The sequence below is a fragment of the Lautropia mirabilis genome (genome assembly GCF_900637555.1).
Lineage (GTDB): Bacteria > Pseudomonadota > Gammaproteobacteria > Burkholderiales > Burkholderiaceae_E > Lautropia > Lautropia mirabilis.
On record NZ_LR134378.1, the window covers coordinates 2,366,148 to 2,391,241 of the forward strand.

Genomic DNA, 25,094 nt, shown 5'->3' on the forward strand with positions numbered 1-25,094 from the left:
CATGTCGCAAGAACCGGTGTCTCGATACGTGCCTGAGTATCTTCGGATGACTGGTGTGCTGCGTCAAATCGGGAATGAGCGGCATCTGCGGGCGGCTGGAACGTGCCAGGGTGTTGCGACGCCCCCCAATGCCGCCCATCAGGCCGCAGGCGCAGGCTGTACGGCCGGCAGACGGGCACGCCCGAACAGCCGATCGTAGTTCTCGGTGGTGATCCGCCCGACTTCCTCGACAGGAATCTGTCGCAGCCTGGCAACAGCCGCAGCCACATGGGCCACCCAGCCGGGCTGATTGGTCTTGCCCCGATAAGGCACCGGCGCCAGGTAGGGCGAGTCGGTCTCGATCAGCAGGCGGTCGAGCGGAACCCGACGCGCCACATCATGCACGATCGTGGCGTTCTTGAAGCTGACGATGCCGGACATGGAAATGTAGAAACCGATGTCCAGTGCCTGACGGGCGATGTCCCAGTCCTCGGTGAAGCAGTGCATCACGCCGCCGGCCTCTTCGGCACGCTCCTCACGCAGCAGCCGGATCGTGTCCTGGGCCGCCGCACGGGTGTGGATGATCAGCGGCTTTTTCGCCTCGCGGGCGGCCCGGATGTGAACCCGGAAACGCTCACGCTGCCAGTCCAGCTCGTCGCCGGGCATGCGGTAGTAGTCCAGCCCGGTCTCGCCGATGGCAACCACTTCGGGCTGCATGGCCAGCTCCACCAGCTGCGCCACCGTGGGCTCGTTCACGTCGAGGTAATCGGGGTGCACCCCCACCGACGCCGACAGCAGGCCGGGATGGGCCCGGACGAGGTCACGGATCCGGGGCCATGCCTCCAGCGTGATCGACACGCACAGCGCATGTTCGACCCCTTCTGCAGCCATGGTGGCCAGAACGTCCGGCAGGCGTTCCTGGAATTCGGGAAGGTCCAGATGGCAGTGGGAGTCGACGAACATGCAGCCCGGTCAGATCGTGTACGAGGATGGGGGCGATTTTAGTGCAGGCCCCAGCAGCGTCTCGATCTTTTCCCGCGCCACCACGCTGGCATCGGTCTTGCTGAACTGGATGCCGATGCCCTGGCGGCGGTTGGTGGCGCCGGCCGGCGTCACCCAGGCCACCCGGCCCGGAATCGCCGTCTTGGTGGCGTCATCCATCAGCGTAAGAATGATGTAGAGCTCGTCGCCGAGCTGAGCACTCTTGTCCGTGGGCACGAACAGGCCCCCGTTCTCCAGGAATGGCATGTAGGCGGCCAGCAGGGCCGATTTCTCCTTGATCGACAAGGGAATGACGCCAGGCCGGGTAGCTGGTTTGTTGCCGGCCATGCCGCCCGCCAGGCCTTGGTGCTGTGTGCTCATCGAGGATTTGCGCGTCTTGGGGTTGGACGACGGGTGGAAAACGCATCCAGGTAGGTCGCCAGCGCTGACTCCATGAACAGGCGCGGATTGAGCGGATGCCGGACCAGCACCGCCTGCCGCTGCAACGCCGCCGACACCTCGGCCAGCCGTGCCAGCGAACTGCGCTGCGCAAGACTGTCCAGCCGGGATGCAGACTCCGGAAAGAAACGGGGCGCAGCGCCGGCGTGGGCCCGCAGCAGATCGCTGATCCAGCGCAGCAGCAGGTAGTACCAGGTTACCGAAGGCACCGTCGTCGCCTTGTCGGCCACCGTATCGAGGCCAGTGTCGGGCAACGCCGACAGCGACGAAAGCAATGTCCGATAGACGGTCAGGTGCGAAGGGTCGGCGAGATCGCGGGCATGCAACGGCGCCATGCCCGACCAGGCCAGCAGCTGGCGGGCATCCGTGTCGGACAGCTCCGCCGAACGGACCAGCCATTGCTGGGCCTCGGCCTCGGACGGCTGCGGCACCGCCACGGCCCGACAACGCGAGCGCACGGTCGCCGGCATCTGCCCCGGCAGGTGGGTCACCAGCAGGAACCAGGTGTTCTCGCCAGGCTCCTCCAGCATCTTGAGCAGGGCATTGGCGGCTGGCGTGGACAGCGTCTCGGCCGGATCGACCAGCACCACCCGGGCGTGTCCGCGCGCGCTGGTGGTGGTGATGAAACTCTCCAGCTCGCGCACCTGGTCGATGGAGATCTCCCAGGCCCGCGCACCCTGCCCTGCCTCGCGCCCCTTGGCGGAACGGGACTCGGCGGGCGCCAGTTCCAGCAGCCGGAAATCGGGATGATGGCCGGAGGCGAACCACTTGCAGGCCGCACACTGCCCGCAGGCCTGCACCGGCGCAGGCGGCCGGGGCAGCTGCTCGCACAGCAGCCCCTGGGCCAGCGCCCGGGCGAACTCGCCCTTGCCGATGCCGGGCAGGCCAGCCAGCAGAAGCGCGTGGTGCAGGTTCGGACCTTCGGCCAGCAGCTGTCGCAGCAGGGCCTGCTGGGCAGCAAAGAACGGCAGGACGGTACTCACGACGACCTCACCCCTGCCGGGTCGCCAGCCCCTGGGCGCGATGCGGCCCTCTCGTGCCAGCGCCGATGGACCTTCACCAGGTCATCCTGCAGCCAGCGACCAATCTGCTCGGGCGTGGCCGTGGCATCCAGCATGCAGAAGCGCTCCGGGTCTGCGGCCACCCGCGCCTGGTAGGCACGGCGCACACGCTCGAAGTAGTCCAGCGCCCGGGCCTCGAAGCGGTCGGCACTGCGCACCGCGGCACGCCGCGCTGCCGCCACCTCGGGAGGCAGATCGAAGAGATAGGTGCGCACCGGCTGCAGCCCGTCCTGGACCTGCGCCTCCAGCTGGGCCAGCCAGGTCGTGTCCACGTCCGAGCCTCCGCCCTGATAGGCAAAGGTCGAATCGGTGAACCGGTCGCAGACCACCCATTGGCCGGCTGCAAGCGCCGGCCGAATGAGCGTGTGCAGATGGTCGCTGCGGGCCGCAAAGGCCAACAGTGCCTCGGTCTGCGGCTGCATCTCCTCGGTCAGCAGCAGCTCGCGCAGCCGCTCGGCCAGCGGGCTGCCGCCCGGTTCGCGGCTGAGCACCACGGTCTCGCCCTGAGCACGCAGCCAATCCACACAGGCCCCCACGTGCGTGCTCTTGCCCGCGCCGTCGATGCCCTCGAAAGTAATGAAACAGCCCTGCATGAAATCCTTCGCGGTCATGGCCGCGCCCCCGGGCTCTGGCCCGATTCCTGGTTCCTTGCACCCGAGGCGGCCTTCCTGGGGTCCGTCAGGTTCTCGTCAGCCGCCGCTGTGCCTTTCAGCGGCTTTCCGCCGGCACGACGCTGGAAGCGGTCGACGGCCCGGTTGTGGCTGGCCAGGTCGGCCGAGAACTCGGAACGACCGTCGCCCCGGGCCACGAAATACAGCTTGTCCGATTGTGCCGGACGCGCCGTGGCCTGCAGCGCATGAAGCCCCGGCAACGAGATGGGCGAAGGCGGCAGCCCCCGGTGGACATAGGTGTTGTAGGGAGAAGGGTCACGCAGATCCTTCTTGCGCAGATTGCCGTCAAAGCGCTCGCCCAGACCATAGATGGTGGTGGGATCGCTCTGCAGCGGCATGCCCTTGCGCAGCCGGTTGGTGAACACCGAGGCCACCATCTCGCGGTCCAGCGCGTGCCCGGTTTCCTTTTCCACGACCGAAGCCAGCGTCAGCAGCTCGGCCGGCGTCTTCAGCGGGGAATCCGTCGCCCGGTTTTCCCAGGCGGCATCCAGGCGGCGCTGCTGGAGCACCAGCGCCCGGCGCAGCAGCTCCACATCGTCGCTGCCCGGCCGGTAGGCATAGGTGTCCGGCGCAAAGCGCCCCTCGGGGTTGACCCCGGGCATGCCCAGCTTCTCCATCAGCGCGGCATCGGACAGGCCCGAGAGCGTGTCGTTCAGATCCGGGGCCTTCTTCAGGGCTGCCCGCAGGTCACGCATGTTCCAGCCTTCCACCAGCGTGATGAGCTTGCCCTTTTCCTGCTGGCCGCTCACCAGCTCGTCCAGAAGCCCCTGCAGCGTGGCCGGCCCGGTGATCAGGTAGTTGCCTGCCTTGATCCGTGCCGCATCCCCCCGCAGCCGCAGCGCCAGGGCCATCTTCCACGACGGGACGTCGACACCGGCCTGCTGCAGCACCTCGGCCAGGCGTGCGCCAGCGTGGCCGCGCGGCACATCGAACACCACCTCGGCATTCGGCGCCACCAGCTGACGATGGGAATAGCCCCACCATTGCCAGCTCGCCGCCCCCAGGCAGAGCACCAGCAGCAGAAGAAAGATACGACCCAACATGCGCATGATTCGACTCATCCGGCGGTCTTGTGCGCCAAAAGAAAGCGACGGTACACGCTATGATATACAGACTATGCCGGCTGGCCCCCCACCTGTGGGCGAACGGCCTCGCGCACCGGCCCAGAATCCGCCCTTCCCATGAACGACATCCAGTCTTCCTCCCCCGCCTCCGGCGACGCCGTCCTGCCCTATGCCCTGCTGCAGAACCTGGGTGTTCTGCGGGCCCAGGGGCCTGATGCCCCCTCGTTCCTGCACGGCCAGTTCAGCAACGACATCCTCACCCTGATGCCCGGTCACGCCCGTCTGGCCGGCTATCTGACCCCCAACGGCCGGCTTCTGGCCACCTTCTGGGTCATCCGCCACGACATGCCGCCTGCCCCGGAACAGCCCGCGGTGCCCACCTTCTGGCTGGTCTGCTCGCGCGATCTGGCTGCGGCCATGGCCAAGCGCCTGTCCATGTACGTGCTGCGCGCCAAGTGCAAGATCGTGGACGCCAGCAACGACCACGCCGTCCTGGGCTTCGTGGGGCCGGCCCGCCGCGCCACCCAGGCCCTGGCCGGGCACGAGGACGTGGTGGTGACGGCCGCCCTGCCCGACGTGACGCTCACCGAGACCACCGCCGACATGCTGACCACCTCGGTGCGTCATCGGCTGGGCAACGACCGCCTGCTGGTCCGCAGCCTGCTGGTGGTGCCCCGTGCCCTGGTGGCGCCAGCGGTCGACACGACGGACGCGCCGGCCGGCACCGGCACGCCAGCCAGTGAGGCGCCCCAGGCCTCGGGGGCCACCGAAGCCCCCCGCGACGACCAGGCCGCCACCGCACAGGCGACCGGCGCCGCACCCGCCGCCTCCGCCGAGGCCCCCCGGGATGACAACAGCGCGGCAGCCGACGCATCGCAGCCCGCTCCCCGCTTCCGGATGAGCGAGAGCGACTGGCTTCAGCTGGACGTGGCCAGCGGCATCCCCTGGATTTGCGCAGCATCGTCCGAGACCTTCGTGCCGCAGATGGTGAACCTGGAACTGGTGGGCGGCGTCAACTTCAAGAAAGGCTGCTACCCCGGCCAGGAAGTGGTGGCCCGCAGCGAATACCGGGGCAAGGTCAAGCGCCGGATGTTCGCCGGCATGTGCAGCGGTCCGCTGCCCGAACCCGGTACCGACGTGCTGGCGTGGGACGGCACCCCCATCGGTCAGGTCATCCATGTGGCCAGTCTCTCGGCCGACACCGACGACGAAGTCATCGCCGGCAACGACCTGGTGATGGAGCCCGATCAGGAAGAGCTGCCCATCGTTCTGGTGGGTCGGCGCTTCCTGCTGCTCTTCGAGGCCCGCATCGAGGTCATCGGCGCCCAGCCCCGGTCTGCCGGCATGATCGCCACCAGCCTGCGCATCGGAAACGCCGCCATCGGCCTGCTGAAGCTGCCCTACGACATTCCCGAGTGCTGATCAGGCCTCAGAACCAGGCAGACTGCATCTCCAGCGCACACATCTCCATCTGCTCCAGCTGCGTCAGCTGGGGCTCGATGCGCGGCAGCTCGTGCTGGTAGAAGAAGCGGGCAGCCTGGCACTTGCCCGCATAGAAGTTGCGCTCTGACCCATAGGCCGACAGGTAGGCGACCTCGGCCACCAGCGCCTGCTCCAGCCAGATCCAGGCAATCACATAGTGGCCGAAAGCCTCCATGAAGAGGCTGGCATTGGCCAGGCGCCGCCCCGCCTCGGGTTCCTGGCGCATGCGGTTGATCACCCAGCCAAAGCGCTCTGCGTACTTCTGCAGCTGCACCGCCATGTGGCGCACGTCGCCACAGCGGGCTGCTGCCCGGCCCAGGGTCTGCTCCACCTCGTGGGCGAAGCGCTGAAAGCCCATGAAATCATCAGCCAGCAGACGATCACGCATCAGCTCCAGCGCCAGAATGCCGTGCGTGCCTTCCAGGATGGTATTGAGCCGGTTGTCGCGGTAGAGCTGCTCCACCGGGTAGTCGCGCGTGTAGCCATAGCAGCCCAGCACCTGAATGGCCAGCGAATTGGCAATCAGGCCGTTGTGGGCTGACCAGCTCTTGGCCACCGGCGAAAGCAGCAGCAGCAGGTCACGCGCCCGGGCCCGCTCCGTCGACGTCTCGGCCGTGTCCACCTCGTCCATCAGGCGCGCGCACCACAGCCCCAGCGCCAGGCCCCCTTCCACGTAACTTTTCTGGATCAGCAGCATGCGCTTGATGTCGGCATGCTCGATGATCGGGATCTGTCCCCCTACCTGGCTGTTCATGCCCGGGAAACGCCCCTGATGACGCTCGCGCGCGTAGTCCAGAGCATGGGAGTACCCCGCATAGCCCAGTGCCGCCGCCGACAGCCCGATGTCGATCTGGATCTCGGGCGCGGCCTCGTTCACCAGCGCCATGCCGGCGTTTTCCTCGCCCACCAGCCAGGCCACCGCACCGGCCTGCCCCTGGGGCAGATGATTGCCCTCACCGAAGCTGAGCAGGCAGCTGGTGGCGCCACGCTGCCCCATCTGCGGATAGATTCCCGCCGCCACGATGTCGTTTCGCTCGCCCCGCCCGGCAGCCCCCTCGGCGGGGTTCGTATCGGCCGGCAGGTACTTGGGCGCCAGAAACAGCGACAGAGACTCCACCCCGGGCATGATGTCGCCCGAGTCGTCCTCGATCCGGGCCAGCACCAGGTGGACGATGTTGTCGGTCACGGCATGATCGCCCCCGACAATCCACATCTTGTTGCCATAGAGCCGGAAGCTGCCATCCGGCTGGCGCACCGCTCGTGTACGGATGTCCGACAGCGATGATCCGGCCTGCGGCTCGGAAATGCAGAACGTGCAGGTGGCCCGCCCCTTCAGCAGCAGCGGCAGCCAGGCCGACGCCAGTGCCCGGCCGGCATGGCGCTGCAGCAACCGGCTGCCCGCCTGCGACGGATACAGATAGGCCGTGGCGGCAGCACTGCCGGCAAACAGCCAGGCCGTGACCGCCTTCTCGATGAGCACAGGCAGCTGCATGCCTCCCAGCGCCCGGTCCTGCGACACGGCCAGCAATCCTGCATCGCGAACCGCCGCCATGACCTCGGACAGGACCGGCGGCGTCCAGACATCCTCGGCCGTCAGCCGCGGCTCCTGTTCGTCCAGCTGCCGATTGGCGGGCGCCAGGCACCCACGGGCCAGCTGCGATGCCTGCGCGAGCACCGCATCAAAATGGTCGCGACGCAGCGAGGCAAAACGCGCGCGGTCGCACAGCGACTGGACATCCAGCCATTCATGGAGCAGGAAGTCCAGATCCCGTCTGGAGAGCATGCTTCTTTTCATGAAGGCAGTCTAACGCCACAATAAGAAATATCTGTTGCAACTGAACAAATACTTTTACTTTATTGCATTGATTCAACATTGCCCTGCCCGGGGTGAGCCTCCACCTGTCGGACAGGTGGGCCCGCTCCTTTATCATCCCCTCCTGTTCCCGCTGCTGCCCTGCTCATGAAAACCCCATGAAAAACAAATGGCTGTTCGACCTGCTGCCGGTCATCCTGTTCTTCGTTGCCTTCAGGCTTGCCGACATCTACGTCGCCACCGCCGTGGCCATCGCCACCAGTGCTGCCCAGATCGGCTGGCTGCTGATCCGGCGGCGCCCGATCGACACCATGCAATGGGTGGGGCTGGTCATCATCGTCGTCTTCGGCGGCATGACGCTGCTGCTGCACGACGAGTCCTTCATCAAGTGGAAGCCCACCATCCTGTACTGGTGCTTCACGGCCGCCCTGGGCGTTGCCTCGCTGCTGGGCAAGGCACCGCTGCGGCAGCTCATGGGCAAGCAGATGCGCCTGCCCGACCCGGTCTGGAAACGGCTGGACCTGGCGTGGTGCGCATTCTTTGCGCTGATGGGCATCGTCAACCTGTACGTGGCCTACCAGTTCAGCACCGAAACCTGGGTCAACTTCAAGCTCTTCGGCACCACCGGCGCCACACTGGTGTTCATCCTCGCCCAGGGGTTCTATCTCAGCCGACACATCCAGGAAGGCCCGTCCGATGAAACCAACGCCTGAAGCACTCCTGCAACGTCTGAAACAACATTTTCCCGACGCCCACATTACCGTTCAGGACGACAGCCATCATCATAGAGGCCACGCCGGTGCCGCTGGCGGGGCCGGGCATTTTGCCGTCACGCTGGTCTCGCCGGTGTTTGCCGGACTGCCCACCGTTCGCCGACACCGGCTGGTGTATGATGCCGTCGCCGACTGGATGCCCCACCGCATCCATGCGCTCAGCATCCGTGCCGAGGTGCCCGGCAACTGAGGGCGAAGCTGCCTTGCCGGCTGCGATTTCCTGCATCCGGCGCATGGCCCTGTCAACGTGTCGGCCCCGCACCCGTTAGGAAAGGACCGACCACGGTTCGTTCTTCCAACCCGATTTCTTTCTGGAACCGAATATGACCCAATCCTCTTCCGGTCTTTTCTCCAAGCGCACCCTCGGTGCAGCCGCCCTGCTGTCGGCCGGCCTGCTGCTGGGCAGCCCCACCATGGCGCAGAATGCCGCCGTCGTCAACGGCAAGGCCATCCCCTCCTCGCGCGTCGACGAGTTCGTCAAGATCCTGGCCCAGCAAGGCCGGCCTGACACCCCCGAAACCCGCAAGATGATCCGCGACGAGCTGATCACCCGCGAGCTGTTCGTGCAGGAAGCCGACAAGCGCGGCCTGGAGAAGACCCCCGAGGTCAAGCAGCAGCTGGAACAGATCCGCCAGGACGTGCTGATCCGCGCCCTCATCGCCAACGAGCTGAAGCAGTCGCCCGTCACCGACGCCGAAGTCAAGGCCGAATACGAGAAGCTCGTCAAGGACTCGGCCCAGAGCGGCGCCCAGGAATACAAGGCCCGCCACATCCTGGTTGAATCCGAGGACGAGGCCAAGCAGATCGTCGAGCGTCTGAAGAAGGGCGAGGGCTTCGAGTCGCTGGCCAAGCTGTCCAAGGATCCCGGATCGGGTGCCAACGGCGGTGACCTGGGCTGGAACACGCCCGACACCTTCGTGAAGGAATTCTCCGAGGCGATGACCAAGCTGAAGAAGGGTGAATACACCGTCATCCCGGTCAAGACCCAGTTCGGCTACCACATCATCCAGCTCGACGACGTGCGTGCCGCCGAGCCGCCTCCGTTCGACCAGGTCAAGCCCCAGCTGAAACAGCAGCTGGAGCGTCAGAAGATCCAGGCCCTGCAGGAGAAACTGCGCGCTTCGGCCAAGATTCAGTAAGGCCAGGAACCCTGGCAAAGGCGGCGGCAGGCACGACCGGCCCCGCCTTCATCCAGGTTCCGGACACAGGGCCCTGGCCTTGCGTCCAACGAAGAAGGGGCGATGCCGGAAGGCATCGCCCCTTCTTTTTGCGTGTCCGCCGAAGCCTGCCACAGGGTGCAGACAGGTATACGCCGCTGGCCCCGGAAAACCTCCCCGGGGCCATTTCCCCTGTCTGGGCCTAGGCCTTGTGTGCCTGGTCCACAGCAGCCGTGAACAGCACGTCAGTCGACGAGTTCAGCGCCGTCTCGGAAGAATCCTGGATCACGCTGATGATGAAGCCCACGCCGGCCACCTGCATCGCCACGTCGTTATCGATGCTGAAGAGCGCGCAGGCCATCGGGATCAGCAGCAGCGAACCACCGGCCACCCCCGAAGCACCGCAGGCGCCCAGCGTGGCCACCACGCTCAGCAGCAGCGCCGTGGCAAAGTCCACCTGGATGCCCATCGTGTTCACCGCCGCCAGCGTCAGCACCGTGATGGTGATGGCGGCCCCTGCCATGTTGATCGTCGCACCCAGCGGGATCGAGATCGAGTAAGTGTCCTCGTGCAGGTTCAGCTTCTTGGCCAGCGCCATGTTCACCGGAATGTTGGCCGCCGAGCTGCGGGTGAAGAAGGCCGGAATGCCGCTTTCCAGCAGGCAGGTGAACACCAGCGGATAGGGATTGCGACGCGTCTGGCTGAAGACGATCAGCGGATTGACCACCAGCGCCACGAACACCATCGCACCCACCAGCACCAGCAGCAGGTGCAGGTACTGCTGCAGCTTCGCAAAGCCATCCGGCGACAGCAGCGTGCTCAGCAGCAGGCCCAGGATGCCCAGCGGCGCAAAGCCGATCACGAAACGCACCACCTTGGACACGGCCTCGGCTGCGTCGTTGAGCATCGTCCGCGTGTGCTCGCTGGCATGACGGAACGACAGCCCCAGCAGCACGCCCCAGCCCAGGATGCCGATGTAGTTGGCCTCGAGCAGCGCCTTGATCGGGTTGCTCACCAGCTTCATCAGCACATCCTTCAGCACCATGCCGATACCGCCGGGCGCCACCTCAGTAGCGTGCTTGACCCCCTCCAGCGACAGGTTCGACGGGAACATGAAGCTGGCGGCCACCGCCACCAGTGCCGCCGCAAAGGTGCCCACCAGATACAGCACCAGGATCGGGCGGATGTTCGTCTCGGTCCCGTGCTCATGCTGCGCAATGGCCGCCATCACCAGCACCAGAACCAGGACCGGTGCCACCGCCTTCAGCGCACCGACAAACAGGTCACCCAGCAGCTGGGCCCCAGCCATCACGTCCGAAGGCCAGCCAGCCGGCAGGGCTCCGGTCCGTTCGATCACGGCGTCCCAACCTTCGGCACCCCCGCCAAAATGCCGGGTCACCAGCGCCACCACCACGGCCAGCACCAGGCCGATGACGATGCGGGTCACCAGATTCAGCCGTGACCACGCTCCAAGAACTCCCTCTCTTGCCATGAAAACCCCTGTCAATCGACATCCGGTCCCTGCAGGCCGCCACAGCCGCCCCCTGCAGGCATCCATGCCATGGGGTCGTCATGCGGCGCCGTCAGCCACGGGCCTTCTGCCGGCGTTGGAAAGGGGGCTATTCTTGCACCTTTCACGCAGGAAGCACACGATCAACCTTTCAGTCCCCTGCCTCGTCCAGATGCAGCGTGCCGGTTTCCTCCTCGGCTGGCAGACTGGCCGCCCAGCGCGCCAGCTCGTCCTGCTGCGCCCGCAGGGCGGCCCGGTCGGCCCGACGCTGCGCACGGCGCTCGGCAAAGAAACGCTGCAGCAGCTTTCCGCACTCATCGGCCAGCAGCCCCCCCTGCACCACCGTCTGATGGTTGAGCCGTCCCTCGGCCGGCAGGTCCAGCACGCCGCCACACACGCCGGTCTTGGGGTCCGGGGCGCCGAACACCACCCGGCTGATGCGGGCGTGCAGCATCGCGCCCAGGCACATCATGCACGGCTCCAGCGTCACATAAAGCGTGGATTCGCCCACCCGATAGTTGCCCAGCTGCTCGGCCGCCATCCGCAAGGTGCGGATCTCGGCATGCGCCGTCGGATCATGACTGCCGATAGGATGGTTGTAGCCGGTGGCAATCACCTGCCCCGCCTTCACCAGCACGGCGCCCACGGGCACCTCACCATGCAGCTGCGCATTCAGCGCCTGGTCCATCGCCAGGCGCATCATTGCATGATCAAGCTCGCTGAACGACGCCTCCGGCGCGGGCAGCGATCCCTCGTCCGTCTCGTCCATCACGCCCCGCCAGCTGCCTGCACGCAGCCTGCCTTGTCATCGTGCAGCCAGGGCCGGGTGCTGGCCACGATGTCGTCGGCCAGCCGAGCCACCTGCCGCTGCATGCCCGCCACCAGTGCATCCACATCACCAGCCTGCACGTGCTCGTAGCCCTGGTAGCGGCAGCTCAGCACCCGCGATCCGGCCGACGCATCATCCTCGGCCACATCCGTGTCGTCCGACGCGTCCGTCCGGCGCAGCCGCCAGTCCACCAGCGCATCCACGTCTCCGGAGCGACTGGCATCGAAGCGGTAGACCTGCAGCGACAGCCGCAGCTGCGCAGGCTGACTGCCTGCCGCAGCCGAGGACGCTGCAGCCACCGCCAGCCGGGCCCCCAGCGCGTCACGCAGCGCATCGGCAAAGGGTGCGTCCCAGCGGTTGTTCTCCAGCAGCATCACCGACGTGGCCCATGCCGGGGTACCCGACGGGCTACCCCCCGCTTGCCCGGTGCCTGCCTTGCCTGCGGGCACATCCGCCTCCCGGCCCGAGACCACGATGTCCACGCGGTTCAAGCGCTCCGGCACATCGACCGTCCCGATCCGGTAGCGCAGGTCAGGCTGCGCGCGGTTGCCATTGCCCGGCGCATCCATGGCCGACAGCGTATGGAAATGCACCGGCGGCGAACTGGCGCAGGCCGCCAGAGCCAGGGCCAGCGCCGGTACCACCGACTTGAAGACAGCACGCATGATCATCCGTTCCTCTTGAAAGAAGTCAGTTGCCCGTCTTGCCACGCAGCAGGCTCTCGGGGTGACGCTCCAGGTAATCGGTCAGGCGTCGCAGCGAATCGGCTGCCTTCGAGACCGAACGCAACGTCTGCTGCAGCTCTTCCTGCGTCGGCGAATCACTGGCCAGCGTCCGGTTGGCCGACACCAGCGTGCGGTCTGCCGAATCCAGCGTCTTCTTCAGGCTCTGGATGGTGCCCATCAGCTGCGGTGCCAGATTGTCGTTGAGCCCCTTGACGGTCTTCTCGGCCGCATTGACCGTGCGCCGCATGCCTGCCAGCGTCTGCTGCAGGTCACGCCCGATCTGATCGAACGGCACCTTGTTGATCTTGGCCAGGATCTCGGCAATCTGCTGCTGGAACTCGTCCAGCGAATTGCCCACCGTCGGCAGCTCCATCAGGTCACCCTGCACGCTGCGCATCTCGGCCGGCTTGGCCTGCGGGAAGAAGTCCAGCGAGACATACAGCTGGCCCGTCAGCAGGTTGCCGGTCCGCAACTGCGCCCGCAGCCCGCGCTGGACCATGTTCTGCAGCCAGCGATTGCCCTCTTCCTCCAGCTCCTTCTGCGTCATGCCGGCACCCAGGGGCCCCTGGGCCTGCAGCCCGCGCCCCCGCTTCATGCGGTCGGAAAACACCTCGATCAGCACCGGCATGTGAATCTCGTTGGTGTTCTCGTCCACCACGGCGTCGATGGCCCGGACCTGGCCCAGCTCCACGCCCCGGAAATCCACGATGGCCCCCACCTGCAGCCCCCGCAGCGACTGGTCGAAGTTCAGCACCAGGAAGCGCGACGGCCCGTCAGGCTTCTTCATGGCATCCGCCTCGCTGGCGGCCAGCATGAAGGCCGTATGCTCGTTGGCCGCCTCGCCCTTGCCCTCGATGGGCGAGGCAAAGGCAATGCCGCCCAGCGCCACCGTCAGCAGCGACTGCGTGCGGACCGACACGCCACTGGAATCCAGCTTCGCCTCCACGCCGCTGGCTTCCCAGAAGCGCGAGTTCGTGCCCACGAAGCGGTCATAGGGGCTGTTCACGAAGACGTCGATCGTCACCCGGTCGCCCGACTCGTCCAGCGAATAACCGGTCACGCGCCCCACCGTCACCCGCCTGTAGAGCACCGGCGAACCGATGTCCAGCGACCCCAGATCCTTGGCCCGCAGGCGGAACTGGCTGCCCGCCTCGTCATACTTCAGCGGCGGCGGGCTCTCCAGCCCCTCGAAGGTCGAGACCATCTCGGCCGACTTGCCGGCATCCACGCCGATGTAGGCCCCCGACAGCAGCGTGCCCAGGCCCGACACCCCGGATATGTCAGCACGCGGCCGCACGACCCAGTAGCGCGAGTCCTTGGCCCGGAAGGATCCGGCCTTGCGATTCAGCTCGATATCCACTTCCACGTGCGAGCGGTCATCGGCCAGTTCGATGGACTTGACCTGGCCCACCTCCACGTCCTTGTAGCGCAGCTTCGTCTTGCCGGCCTCCAGACCCTCGGCCGTCTTGAAACTGACCGTGATCGTGGGGCCGTGCTGCGTCATCTGGCGATAGGTGAGGATCGCTCCCACCAGCGCTGCCAGCAGCGGCAGCAGCCAGATCAGCGACGGCAGCCAGCGATAGCGCCGATCCTCCACCGCCGCCTCGGGCACCAGCACATCGTCGTGATAGCCGCCGGCAGCCCCCTGTGCCTGCCCCTGGCCGTTCCCGGCCGCCGTCACAGGGCGCCCCTGCGCGTCAGATCGTTCCTCGTTGCTCATCCGTCAACCCTTGTCCACACCATGGCGCCAGCCCAAGGCCGGCACCGATTGCTCCATCTATCCCGCACGCCCCGAAACCACGCCCGGATTCGCACGCCTGCGCCTGCGGCCGTGCAGCAGCCCGGGCCGGAAACGCGCGTCCCAGGCCCGTCGCGCATCGAAACTCATCGTGGCCAGCATCGTCAGCACCACCACCGCCCCGAAGGCGGCAATGCCCGGACCAGCCTTGACCACTGCCACGCCCGGCATCTGCACCAGTGAGCTGGTCACCGCCACCACGAACACGTCCAGCATCGACCAGCGCCCCACCCATTCCACGATGTCATAGAGATGGGTGCGCTCCTGCAGCCGCCACAGGCTGCGGAACTGCACCAGCAGCGTCAGCAGGATCAGGGCCACCAGCTTGAAGAGCGGGATCAGGAAGCTGGCAATGAAGATGATGGCCGCCAGCGCCCATTCCCCATCCTGCCAGAAGTAGATCACCCCGGACAGGATCGTCGAATCATCGGTACCGAACAGCGTGCTGGTGGTCATCACCGGCAGCAGGTTGGCCGGCACATACAGGATCATCGCCGTGATCAGCAGCGCCCAGGTCACGCCCAGCCCCCCCGGCTTGCGCCGGTGCAGCCGCGCGTCACAGTGCCGGCAACGCTCGCCTTCCCGGGCTTCGGCCCAGACCGTGTCGCAATGCCGGCAGGAGATCATCCCCAGCCTACGCCCGCAGAACCGGGCCGACTCCGCTGCCGTCAGCAACGCACCGTCATGTGCGTCGCGATGCCTGCCCACCGCCGTCTTCCACTCCCCGTCAGCCTCTTCCAGCACCGGCGGCTGGCCGGCATACACCACCTGGTCATCCTGCAGCCGCACCTCGCCCACCGGCATGTGGGTGCGCCGGATGAGCCGCCGCAGCCGGAACGTGAGAACCACCGTGAGCGTGATGGTCGTGCCCATCCAGGCCCACAGTGCCGGACCGGCGATGATGCTGGCCATCGACGACAGCTTGATGATGGCCACCAGCACCCCCAGCAGGAACACCTCCACCATGCTCCACGGATACACCTGCTGCATCATCCGCACCAGCCGGTTCTGCACGCCGGCCGGCACATCGTCGCGCCCGGTCAGCCACAGCACGAACAGGAGCGTCAGCAGATACAGCCCCGGCAGGAAGAGCGTGGGCACGAACACCATCAGCGCCACCGCGAACATCCCGGACTGCAGCAGCGTCATCACCGCACCCACGAGCGTCAGCTGGTGGACCGTGCCCTGCAGCTCGATGGCCACGATGGGAAAGACGTTGGCCATCACGAAGAGCAGCAGGCAGGTAAGCACCAGCGGAATCATCCGCGCCCGATTGAGGCGTGATGACCTGGCCAGCTCCGAACCACACACCCGGCACCGCGCACGCTGCCCGTCCTTGAGGTGCACACGCCTGTGCAGGGTGTCGCACATCGGACAGGCCGTCAGACCATGGACTTCGCGCATCACTAGAATAACCTCATGACCCCGGAAACGATACCTGATGCCACCAGCAGCACCCCGGTCGCCTGGCAGGACGGCCAGCCCTTCAGTCCCCGCTACGGGGATCGCTACCACACGCAAAGTGGCGCCCGCGCCCAGGCCGAACACGTCTTCCTGGGTGGCTGCGGGCTGCCCGACGCGTGGTCGTGCCGTTCCCCGGAGACGGCCGGAAACGACCTGGAGTGTGGCACGTCGGGAGGCACCCCGTGCCTGGACAATGACAGGAATGCCGACACCACCACGGCACCTTCCGGCCCCGCCTGCTGGAGCATCCTGGAAACCGGCTTCGGCCTGGGGCTGAACTTCCTGTCGGCCTGGGCCTGCTGGCAGGCCAGTCCGGCACGCCCGGCCACGCTGCGCTTCGTCAGCACCGAGGCGCACCCGGTCAGCGCCCACGACATCCGCCGTGCCGGCGCCGGAGATCCATGCCTGCAGCCGCTGGCCAAGCGCCTGGCTGACGCCTGGCCGGATGCCACAACACTGGCCGCATGGTACTCGGGAAACGCCGACGACGCGCCTCCCTGTCACACCGATGCCGAATCGGAGACATCCGCTGAGGGCCGCGCGACCCCGGAAAGGACGCCCCGACCGCAGACATCCGGTTTGCCGGATCCCTCCACCACGCATGGCTGGAAAGAGCCGACCTGCCTGACCCTGCGCTTTGACGATCCCCAGGGAACGGTCGAACTGCAGCTGCTGCTGGGAGACGCTGCCACCCGGCTGGAGGGCTGGCACGCCCGGCATGGCAGTCTTGGCGCCGACAGCGTGTTCCTGGACGGATTCGACCCGAAGAAGAACCCTGCCATGTGGGATGTCCGCACCATGCAGGCCGTGGCCCGCCACTGCCGCCCGGGCACCCGCATCGCCACCTGGTGCGTGGCCCGCAGCGTGCGCGATGCACTCACCCAGGCCGGCTTCCGGCTGCACAGGCGCCCCGGCCTGCCCCCCAAGCGCCACTGCCTGGCCGGGGAATGGCCCGACACACCGTAGCCGATATCAGGAGCGCACGGCCACCACGATGCCGCCCATGATCAGCACGATGCCGATGAAGTACTGGGGCGTGAAGCGCTCGCCGAACAGCCAGTGACTGGCCAGCGGCACCAGCACGAAGGCCAGCGCCATCATCGGATAGACCTTGCCCAGCTCCGCCTTCTGCAGCACCCAGATCCAGGCAATGGTGATGAGCCCGTACAGCGCCAGCGCGGTGAACAGCAACGTGGCCGTGCGCGGTACCAGGAAGGATCCGGTCTCGGCCAGCGAATTGGCGGCCAGCTTGAAGAGGATCTGGCCTGCAGCCATGCCGAAGACGCACATCAGCGCCCAGAAATAGGTCAACACCGGTTGTTCTCCCTTGATGCCCTGGCGCGTGTCATGAACGCTGCGCCCGTGATTCGTCCGATTCGTTCCCGGCGGCCTGCGCGGCCGACTCGGTGCCGGCAGGCGAGCTGGTCACCGTCTCGCCCCGCATGATCTGCGTGTGCGTTCCCATCCGGCGTGCCTCGATCACCCGCGTCACCGAGGCCGACGGGTTCTTGAATCGCTCCAGCGTGCGCGACGTGCGCAGGAACGGCCGCTGCGGCACCGACTGCACGTCCTGGCCGATGAAGGCCAGGATCAGCTCGATGCCCACCAGCACCGGCAGGGCCGACAGCATGACGGTACCCGGCGTTGCCGTCACGCCCAGGCTGCTGGCCTCGTTCCACTTGTACAGGCCGAACAGTACCCCGAAGATCAGCAGCAACATGCCCATGGGCAGCTGCAGCGAGGCCAGCGACAGGTCCCGCAGATAGTAGTTGTAGAAGATGCGCTTGAAGGTGTTGCGCACGTGCTTGAAGAAGAACTCGCCCACCACCTTGGAGATCCGCAGGTTGCTCACCTCGTCCCCGTAGGAGGCGTGCATCGGGATGTCCACCACCACCGCCCGCAGCGTGTTGAGCCGGAACAGCATGTCCGACTCGAAGAAATAGCGTCGGCTGATGCGTCCGAACGGCAGGCAGGCCGCCACATCGCGGTGGATGGCCGTGTAGCCGTTGGTGGGATCGAACAGGTTCCAGTAGCCCGACGAGATCTTGTTGAAGAACGACAGCACCGCATTGCCCAGCAGGCGGACGGTGGGCATCTGGCTGACCTGCTCCAGATCAAAGAAGCGGTTGCCCTTGGTGTAGTCGGCTTCACCGGCCAGGATCGGCGCCACGAAGTCCGGCAACAGCTCGGGCGCCATCTGGCCGTCACCGTCGATCTTGACCATGATGTCCATGCCGTCATCCAGCGCCACCCGGTAGCCGGTCATCACCGCGCCCCCCACGCCCTGGTTGATCTGATGGCGGACCACCCGGACCCGGCTGTCGGTGCATTCCTGCTCCACCAGGTCGCCGGACCCCTCCGGACAGCAGTCATCCACCACATAGACCCGCCTGACCTCGGGGCCGATGCGCTGCAGGACTTCCAGGATATGGGCCTTGACCTTGTAACAGGGAATGATGACCGCGATGCTTGCCATGAATGCTCGTGTCGCCTGGACGAAGCCGGAGAAGGACAGCTGGCTATTCTACAGGGCCGGGCGGATCCACCATCACGCCCCTCGCCCGGACCGTCGGGACACCACACCCGGGCGCTTGTACCGGCACCGGGCCGTGCAGCCTCAGTCCTTCGCCTGCAGCGCCCCCGCCATCAGGCCACTGGCCCGCAGCACCCGGCTCCGGATGGCCTGCCCCAGAATGCGGTCCAGCCCGTCGGGCCCCACCAGCGTGAAGAAGCGCCGTGCCCGCGTGATGGCCGTATAGACCAGTTCACGGGTCAGCACCGGCGACAGCTCGGCCGGCATCGCCAGCGCGGCGTGGTCGAACTCCGAGCCCTGCGCCTTGTGCACCGTCATGGCAAACACCGTCTCGGCCGCCTGCAACCGGCTGGGCAGCACCCAGCGAATGCCACGGCTGCCTCCCTCGGCCGGGAACGCCACCCGCAACCGGCCGCCCTGAGCCGCCAGCGCAATGCCCACGTCACCATTCATCAGCCCCAGCTCGTAGTCATTGCGGGTGACGATCACCGGCCGCCCCGCGTACCACCCCTCGCTGGCCGCCAGCAAGCCCGCCGACTGCAGCCAGAGCGCAATCTGCCGGTTCAGCCGCTCCACCCCCCAGCTTCCCTGGCGCAGCGCACACAGCAGCTGGAAGCGCCCATGGGCCTGCAGCACCCCGGCCGCCCATTCATCGAAGCTGTCCTGCCCGGCCTCGTCCGCCGGACGGTTCCGGTGCATCCACCGCAGGTAATGCGCGTACCCCACCGGCCCCGCGTCGGCAGGCACCCCATCCAGCCGGCCATGAACCACCAATTGCCGCAACGCATCCCAACGCTCGGCGTCCACCTCGATCCGGGCGATATCGGGCACCTGGCCCGACGCACACCCTGTCCGAACCTCGTCCCACAGGCGCTGCACCCGGGCCACCTCGCCATCGTTGACCAGGGCTGCCAGACGGCCGATGCCGCTGTCCGCCCCGAAGCGATGGCTGTGACGCAGCATGCCGACGCTCTGGTCCAGCAACGTGCCATCTTCTGCCCCGTCAGCCTGCAGCCCGCAGTCGATGGGCTCCTGCACCACCCGGGCCACCCAGTCGGCCGTCTCCGGCCAGTAGCGTCCCTCGCGGGCATGGGCACACAGCTCACCCAGAATGGCGCCTGCCTCCACCGACGCCAGCTGGTCCTTGTCCCCCAGCAGGATGAGCCGTGCCCTGGGTGGCAGCGCATGCATCACCTGCGCCATCATTTCCAGGTCGATCATCGAGGCCTCGTCGATCACCAGCACGTCCAGCGGCAGCGGATTGCGCGCGTCATGCCGGAAATGCCGCGTGCCCGGCCGGCTGCCCAGCAGCCGGTGCAGTGTCGAGACGGACCGCGGAATGGCCGCCCGGATCGCCTCGCCCTGGGGCACGTCCTGCAGCGGCAGCCGGTCAATGGCGCTGCTGATCGAGCTGCCCAGTCGTGCCGCCGCCTTGCCGGTGGGCGCCGCCAGCCCGATACGCAGGAACTGTCCCTGCCCGGCCAGCGCCAGCCATTGCAACAGGGCCAGCAGCCGGATCACCGTCGTCGTCTTGCCTGTGCCCGGCCCCCCGGTGATCAGCCCGAAGCGCCGCCGTGCCGCCAGCGCACAGGCAATCCGCTGCCAGTCCGGCCTGCGCCCGGGCTCTGCCGCCGCATCCCCGACCGCTCCCGCAGCCTGCGTCCCGGCCGCGTGCGCCGAACTGGCTACGTTTACCGCATGCTCTGCCCCGGCACTGCCTGGTCCGCCAAACAGCACCACCAGCGCCTCCTGCAGGCGAGGCTCTTCTTCCTCGGACAGACCCGGCAGCATCAGCCGCTGCCGGATGCCTTGCTGGACGTCCTGCTCGTACTGCCAGAAACGCCGCAGGTACAGGCGCTGCTGGACCAGCACCAGTGGCGTCGTCCGGGCCCCATCTGCGGACATCTCATCCGCTGGCCCCATGGCCGACGGCTGCGCCACCAGTGATGGGCACGCCACACAGGCTGCCTGCCAGTCCGCCAGCGTCAACGTCTGCAGCCAGGGGCCTATCGGAATCGACAGCACCGGCATCGGCTGCTCCAGCACCGCCCGCAGATCCAGACAGACATGGCCTCGTCCCAGCTGCCAGCTGCACAGCGCCGCCGCCAGCAGCACCGGCGGCAACGCCGGGGACGGTTCCGCTCCCTCTGCCAGAAAATGCGCCAGCTCCAGATCGATACGCCGCAGCCAGCCCTCCTCATGCCAGCGTGCCAGAAGCGCCAGCATGCCGGCCACGTCCGTGGGCAGCACGACTTCCGGCTCCCCCCCTGTCTCCGGCAACGAAGCAAACAGGTCCCCCGTCAGCTCGTCCTTCACCGGTTTTCGGCCTCGCCGTGTCATTGCGCCTCTCGTCATGGCTTGTCTGCTCCCAGCGGCCGCTGCCCCGCAAAGGCTGCATCCAGCGCCTCGATCACCGCCCGGTTCGGCCGGGCCGCGAACACGCCCCGTGACAGCGCACCGCTGCCACGCAGGAACAGATAGAGCGCCCCTCCCACATGGCGGTCGTAATCGTAGTCCGGCAGTCGCACCTTCAGCAGCCGATGCAGTGCCAGCAGGTAGAACAGATACTGCAGCTCGTAGCGGTGGGCCAGCACCGCGGCCTGCATGGTCTCGCCGCGATAAGCCTCATCCGAAGCCCCCAGCCAGTTCGACTTGTAGTCCAGCACATGGAAACGCCCCTCATGCTCGAACACCAGGTCGATGAAGCCCTTCAGCATGCCGTTGAGCTGCCCCGGCAGTAACGGGGGGCGCGCCGCGCCACTGAACGTGTGCTGGCGCACCCAGGCATCCAGCGCCGGCAGGTCGATGTCCTGCACCGCCAGCATGAAGCTCATCTCCACCTGATACTGCCGCAGGCCGGCCAGCGTGAACGAGGAGGTGCCGCCTAACGGCACGGGCCCGGCACCCACCAACGCCTCTTCCACGTTGCCCTGGATCCGATCCCTGCCCCCCGCATCCAGCGGCAGGGGCTGCGTCAGCAGACGCACCAGCCAGTCGGTCAACAGCGACTGCCAGGGTTGCCAGTCCGGCATGCGCTGCAAGCGCCAGCGCACCTGCTCGGCCAGGCGTGCCGGATCCTTTGCCAGCGCGGCAAAGCCCTGGCGTCCGGCCCATTCCAGCAAACCATGCAGGAAGGTACCGGCCTGGGGCCCCCGCGCAAAATCATGCACGCTGCTGCCGAGCCCCCCCTTGCCCTGTTCAGAATCAACCACCGCCAGCGCAGAAGCTTCAGCCGCCTGCACCAGGTGCCGCTGCCACACGGCATCGGCTGCGCGCTGCTCGGCCCAGGTATCGGTCAGCGCCGAATCGCCATAAGGCGCATCGCTTTCATCCACGTTCCGTCCCGGCTCCCATCCATCACCGGTCACCGGCTTCGCACGCTCCGCGTCCCCATGCACGGCAACCGTCTCATGCACGCGCCGGTCGGATGGTGAGTCGGATTCGGAAAGCGTCGTTGCAACATCTTCCACCTCCAGCGCCGAATAGCTGGCGATCCACCATCGCGGCCATGACTGGCCAGGCAGCATCGGCGGCGTCTTCCACGCGACCGCCCCCCGCCCGGATGTCCGCTCAGAGGGGCTCCACAAGGCTGCCTGTGCCATGTCCCCATCACCGTGCCCATCTGCCGGCAACGACGCTTCCTCCACCGCCAGCACACCCGGTGCGATGCCCTCACGCCACTGCTCAACCTGCTCCTGCAGGGCAGCAAACAGCCGATGGCCATCGCCACTTTCGCCACTCAGCCCCAGCAGATGACCTGCCGCACTGCGGTGCAGATTCTCCAGAGCCCCCAGGCCCACCCAGGTGGCATGACGTGCCCGCGTCAGCGCCACATACAGTTTTCGCAGGTCCTCTCCCAGCCGTTCCGCATCGGCTGCGGCCACGGTCTCGTCATCCGCGCTCCTGCCCGGCACCAGTCGGAGCTGACCATCGGCATCATGCCAGCGCAGCAGCGCATCCTTCGCCTCCACCGGGCGCACAGCGCAGAAGAACGGCAAGAACACCAGCGGATACTCCAGTCCCTTGGACTTGTGCACCGTCACCACGCGCACCCGGGCATCGTCGCTTTCCAGCCGCTGACGGCGCGCCTCACGCTCGCCTTCGGGGGCATCCCGCTGCTCCTGCAGATAACGCACCAGGGCGTGCTCGCCTTCCAGCCGGGTGGATGCCTGCTGCAGCAGCTCGCTCAGATGCAGCAGATCGGTCAGCTGCCGCTCCCCCCCCTGCGCCAGCAAGCGGGGCACCACGCCAAAATCCTGCAGCATGTGACGGACCATCGGCAGCACGCCCTGGCTGCGCCAGATCTCCCGGTAGCGCTGGAACTGCGCCACCCGCGCCTCCCAGTGCAGCTCGTCATGCACCAGCCGCTCCAGCTGCAGGGCATCCAGCCCGCACAGGGCGGTACCCAATGCCGCACGCAGCAGCCGTCCACTGGCAGGCTCGGCTGCCGCCTGCAGCCAGCGCAGCAGTGGCGGCACCACCGGACTGGCATAGACCGACTCATCCTCGGACAGATAGACACTGCGGATGCCCTGGGCACGCAGGGCCTTTCTGACGGCATCGGCCTCCCGGCCGCTGTTGACCAGCACGGCGATGTCGGCCGGCCGCACGCCAGAAACACGGCGCGAATCCCCCTCTCCCGCATGACCGGGCTGTTCAGCCAGACGCACCGGACTGGCAAAACCGGCCTGGCCATCAGCCCCCGCCTGCAGCAGGCGCGCGATCTCCCGTGCCGTGACCTCGGCATAATGCGCGGTATAGGCCCCCTTGGATACGTGGCCGGACTTGGCATTCAACCTGTTTCCGGCATCTTCCGGCATCGTCCAGGCAACCAGTGCCGGTGCAGCCCCGCCCGGATACTTCGTGTCCTGCCAGATTTCCTTGCGCCCTTGCGCCTTCACCGCCAGGAAAGGCAGCGACGCCGCTGCTCCTGCACCGTCCTCGTCATCCGATACGGCACCGAACCGGAATGCACCCCCGGGGCGCTGCTCGGCCACCTCAAAGACATGGTTGACGGCACCCACCATGGCTTTCGACGAGCGGAAATTGGTGTCCAGCGTGTAGTGCCGTCCTCGGGTAGCCTCGCGCGCCCGCAGATAGGTATGAATGTCGGCCCCCCGGAAAGCATAGATGGCCTGCTTCGGGTCGCCGATCAGGATCAGCGCCTGCTCCGGGCAGTTCTTCTCCACCCGATAGACACGGTCGAAGATGCTGTACTGCACCGGATCGGTATCCTGGAATTCATCGATCATCGCCACCGGAAACTGTGTCCGGATCCGTTCGGCCAGCCGCTCTCCACCCTCTGATGCCAGTGCCTGCGCCAGCTGTCGCAGCAGGTCATCGAAGCTCATCTCGCTTCTCTGATCACGTGCCCTGCGATAGCGCGCCTCGATCCAGCGTGCGGCATGCAGCAGCGTCGCCTGACGCCCATCCGGCAGCGCCGCCAGCTTTCCTGGCAGGGCTGCCATCGCCGCCAGCGCCGGATGCTCCAGCATGGCCACGAGCGCAGGATCCTGGGCATCGACACCCCTGCCGAAGGCGTCGCGCAGGCCATCCGGCGTCAGGCGATTCATGGCCGTCTCGGACAGTCCGGGCTTTGCCATGTCGGCATCGTCCACCCAGTCACGCAGCAGCTGCAACCACTGGGCCTGGATGGTGGTTTTCACCTTGCTGCCATTGAGCCAGCCAATCGGAAATGCCCGCTCATGCCGTGCTTCCGACACCGGCTCGGCCCCTCCCTTGCCCTTGCGTGAGGTGGCAGGCTTTTCCCGCCCGGCATCCAGCATGCCCCCCAGCTCGTCGATCCAGCCCTCCCGCCACGGGGCCTTCAGCGCCTGCAGCTGCTCTCTGCGCTGCTGCTGTGCCTCGCCGATGGCCTCGGCCGGCGAGCGTCCCTCACCGGACAACGCGTCCAGATCGGACAGCAGGCTCTGCACTTCCTTCTGCAGCGCATCCGGATCAGCCCACCAGCCCTGAAGCACTCGGGCAGCCTCCAGCGGCAGACCCTGACAGAAATTGCGCCAGTAATCACGACAGGCCTCGGCCAGCAGCTCCGACGTGTCGGTGCTCAGTGTCTGGTTGAACAGCCCGCGGCTGTCGAAGGCATGCTCACGCAACATGCGATTGCACCAGCCATGGATGGTGGAAATGGCCGATTCATCCATCCACTCTGCTGCCAGCTGCAGGGTATGTGCCCGCTCGGACCATTGGGAGGCCGGATAGGCATCACGCAGACCCTGCAGGAAAGGATCGGCCTTCGGCAGTACGGCAAGGTCATCCCCGGCCGAGGCGGCATCCGGCGCGGGCTGCCCGCCAACGACATCCTGATCAGGAACGCTCCCCGGTTCCATGGCATCCAGACAAGTTTCCGCCTCGACAGCTTCGGCGCTGGCCCGGAAGAATGCCGCAGCCTCGGCCAGCCGCGCCCGGATGCGGTCCCGCAGTTCCAGCGTGGCCGCTTCGGTGAAGGTCACCACCAGGATCTTCGGCGGGGTCAGCGCTTCACGGAACGCCGTGGTTTCCTGGGGCGGTTTCGCACCCTCGAGAAACCCCATGTCCACGTCGGGCGGATACGCCGCGTCAAGGTCCACGGTGCCGCGCTCGCCATGTCCCAGCACCAGCCGCAGGTACAGGGCTGCGATCGTGTAGGTCTTGCCGGTGCCGGCACTGGCCTCGATCAGTCGGCTGCCCCACAACGGAAAATGCAGCGGCTCGACTCGCCGGGGCTGCTCCGTCTGCATGCCCTCAGGCCCCTCACCCTGTCCGCTACCGGACATTCCAGCTGTTCCGGTATCC

General features: G+C 66.9%; 19 protein-coding genes and 2 pseudogenes. 6 read left to right on the forward strand and 15 right to left on the reverse strand.

Annotation, left to right across the window (positions count from 1 at the left end; translation table 11 throughout):
- Nucleotides 1-138 precede the first annotated feature (138 nt).
- Genes EL249_RS09645 through mltG form a run of 5 tightly spaced genes read right to left on the reverse strand, consistent with a single transcriptional unit; the run spans nt 139 to nt 4,200 of the window.
- Nucleotides 139-942 carry a TatD family hydrolase gene (locus EL249_RS09645; RefSeq protein WP_005672805.1) on the reverse strand — a complete coding sequence of 268 codons (804 nt, stop codon included), beginning with the start codon at nt 940-942 and terminating at the stop codon, nt 139-141.
- A gap of 9 nt (nt 943-951) precedes the next feature.
- Nucleotides 952-1,341 (reverse strand): PilZ domain-containing protein, encoded by a 390-nt coding sequence (locus EL249_RS09650; RefSeq protein ID WP_005672803.1) that lies wholly within the window; start codon nt 1,339-1,341, stop codon nt 952-954.
- Nucleotides 1,338-2,402: a DNA polymerase III subunit delta' gene (holB, locus tag EL249_RS09655; protein ID WP_005672800.1), complete on the reverse strand. Its 1,065-nt coding sequence runs from the start codon at nt 2,400-2,402 to the stop codon at nt 1,338-1,340. Before holB ends, EL249_RS09650 begins: the two co-directional genes overlap by 4 nt.
- A complete protein-coding gene (tmk, locus tag EL249_RS09660) occupies nt 2,399-3,073 on the reverse strand; it encodes a dTMP kinase (protein WP_083799605.1) in 675 nt (224 codons plus the stop codon). The genes holB and tmk overlap by 4 nt, the downstream gene beginning before the upstream one ends.
- Nucleotides 3,074-3,087: 14 nt before the next feature.
- A complete protein-coding gene (mltG, locus tag EL249_RS09665; RefSeq protein ID WP_126348181.1) occupies nt 3,088-4,200 on the reverse strand; it encodes an endolytic transglycosylase MltG in 1,113 nt (370 codons plus the stop codon).
- A gap of 132 nt (nt 4,201-4,332) precedes the next feature.
- Here mltG and ygfZ point away from each other — a divergent pair, with 132 nt between their 5' ends.
- Nucleotides 4,333-5,637, forward strand: coding sequence for a CAF17-like 4Fe-4S cluster assembly/insertion protein YgfZ (ygfZ, locus tag EL249_RS09670; RefSeq protein WP_005672796.1), 1,305 nt, complete (start codon nt 4,333-4,335; stop codon nt 5,635-5,637).
- 7 nt (nt 5,638-5,644) lie between these two features.
- Here the strand turns inward: ygfZ and EL249_RS09675 are convergent, their stop codons facing one another.
- A complete protein-coding gene (locus EL249_RS09675) occupies nt 5,645-7,480 on the reverse strand; it encodes an acyl-CoA dehydrogenase (protein WP_005672795.1) in 1,836 nt (611 codons plus the stop codon).
- 188 nt (nt 7,481-7,668) lie between these two features.
- Here EL249_RS09675 and EL249_RS09680 point away from each other — a divergent pair, with 188 nt between their 5' ends.
- The 3 genes from EL249_RS09680 (at nt 7,669) to EL249_RS09690 (ending at nt 9,422) form a co-directional block, all read left to right on the forward strand.
- Complete coding sequence (locus EL249_RS09680) at nt 7,669-8,223, forward strand: septation protein A (RefSeq protein ID WP_005672794.1); 555 nt, start codon at nt 7,669-7,671, stop codon at nt 8,221-8,223.
- The gene (locus EL249_RS09685) at nt 8,207-8,473 is read left to right on the forward strand and encodes a BolA family protein (RefSeq protein WP_005672793.1); all 267 of its coding nucleotides are present in this window, start codon (nt 8,207-8,209) and stop codon (nt 8,471-8,473) included. Before EL249_RS09680 ends, EL249_RS09685 begins: the two co-directional genes overlap by 17 nt.
- A 133-nt stretch (nt 8,474-8,606) precedes the next feature.
- On the forward strand, nt 8,607-9,422 hold the full coding sequence (locus tag EL249_RS09690; protein WP_005672792.1) for a peptidylprolyl isomerase: 816 nt from the start codon (nt 8,607-8,609) through the stop codon (nt 9,420-9,422).
- A gap of 220 nt (nt 9,423-9,642) precedes the next feature.
- Here EL249_RS09690 and sstT read toward each other — a convergent pair whose 3' ends face one another.
- From sstT to EL249_RS09715, 5 genes are all read right to left on the reverse strand, one after another.
- Nucleotides 9,643-10,932 (reverse strand): serine/threonine transporter SstT, encoded by a 1,290-nt coding sequence (gene sstT, locus EL249_RS09695; protein WP_040529694.1) that lies wholly within the window; start codon nt 10,930-10,932, stop codon nt 9,643-9,645.
- A 169-nt stretch (nt 10,933-11,101) separates the two neighbouring features.
- Nucleotides 11,102-11,746: a tRNA adenosine(34) deaminase TadA gene (gene tadA, locus EL249_RS09700; RefSeq protein WP_411431045.1), complete on the reverse strand. Its 645-nt coding sequence runs from the start codon at nt 11,744-11,746 to the stop codon at nt 11,102-11,104.
- Entirely contained in the window at nt 11,719-12,444 is a 726-nt protein-coding gene (locus EL249_RS09705; protein WP_170169606.1) for a PqiC family protein, read from the reverse strand. Before EL249_RS09705 ends, tadA begins: the two co-directional genes overlap by 28 nt.
- Before the next feature lie 25 nt (nt 12,445-12,469).
- Nucleotides 12,470-14,224, reverse strand: a complete 1,755-nt coding sequence (locus EL249_RS09710) for a PqiB family protein (protein ID WP_005672783.1) — start codon at nt 14,222-14,224, stop codon at nt 12,470-12,472.
- A gap of 57 nt (nt 14,225-14,281) precedes the next feature.
- Nucleotides 14,282-15,706 (reverse strand): paraquat-inducible protein A, encoded by a 1,425-nt coding sequence (locus tag EL249_RS09715; protein ID WP_083799451.1) that lies wholly within the window; start codon nt 15,704-15,706, stop codon nt 14,282-14,284.
- 300 nt (nt 15,707-16,006) lie between these two features.
- Here EL249_RS09715 and EL249_RS13590 point away from each other — a divergent pair.
- A pseudogene (locus tag EL249_RS13590) lies at nt 16,007-16,198 on the forward strand (FAD-dependent cmnm(5)s(2)U34 oxidoreductase); the annotation flags it as partial.
- A gap of 210 nt (nt 16,199-16,408) precedes the next feature.
- Nucleotides 16,409-16,732, forward strand: a pseudogene (locus EL249_RS13595) (MnmC family methyltransferase); the annotation flags it as partial.
- Between the two features lie 6 nt (nt 16,733-16,738).
- On the opposite strand, the gene EL249_RS09725 reads toward EL249_RS13595, so the two are convergent.
- The 4 genes from EL249_RS09725 to EL249_RS13370 form a co-directional block, all read right to left on the reverse strand.
- The gene (locus EL249_RS09725; RefSeq protein WP_005672776.1) at nt 16,739-17,080 is read right to left on the reverse strand and encodes an EamA family transporter; all 342 of its coding nucleotides are present in this window, start codon (nt 17,078-17,080) and stop codon (nt 16,739-16,741) included.
- Between the two features lie 31 nt (nt 17,081-17,111).
- Nucleotides 17,112-18,242, reverse strand: coding sequence for a glycosyltransferase family 2 protein (locus EL249_RS09730; RefSeq protein ID WP_005672774.1), 1,131 nt, complete (start codon nt 18,240-18,242; stop codon nt 17,112-17,114).
- Nucleotides 18,243-18,383: 141 nt separating this feature from the next.
- Entirely contained in the window at nt 18,384-20,654 is a 2,271-nt protein-coding gene (gene recD, locus EL249_RS09735) for an exodeoxyribonuclease V subunit alpha (protein WP_232002008.1), read from the reverse strand.
- On the reverse strand, nt 20,651-25,075 hold the full coding sequence (locus EL249_RS13370) for a UvrD-helicase domain-containing protein (RefSeq protein ID WP_232002009.1): 4,425 nt from the start codon (nt 25,073-25,075) through the stop codon (nt 20,651-20,653). Before EL249_RS13370 ends, recD begins: the two co-directional genes overlap by 4 nt.
- Between the last annotated feature and the right edge of the window lie 19 nt (nt 25,076-25,094).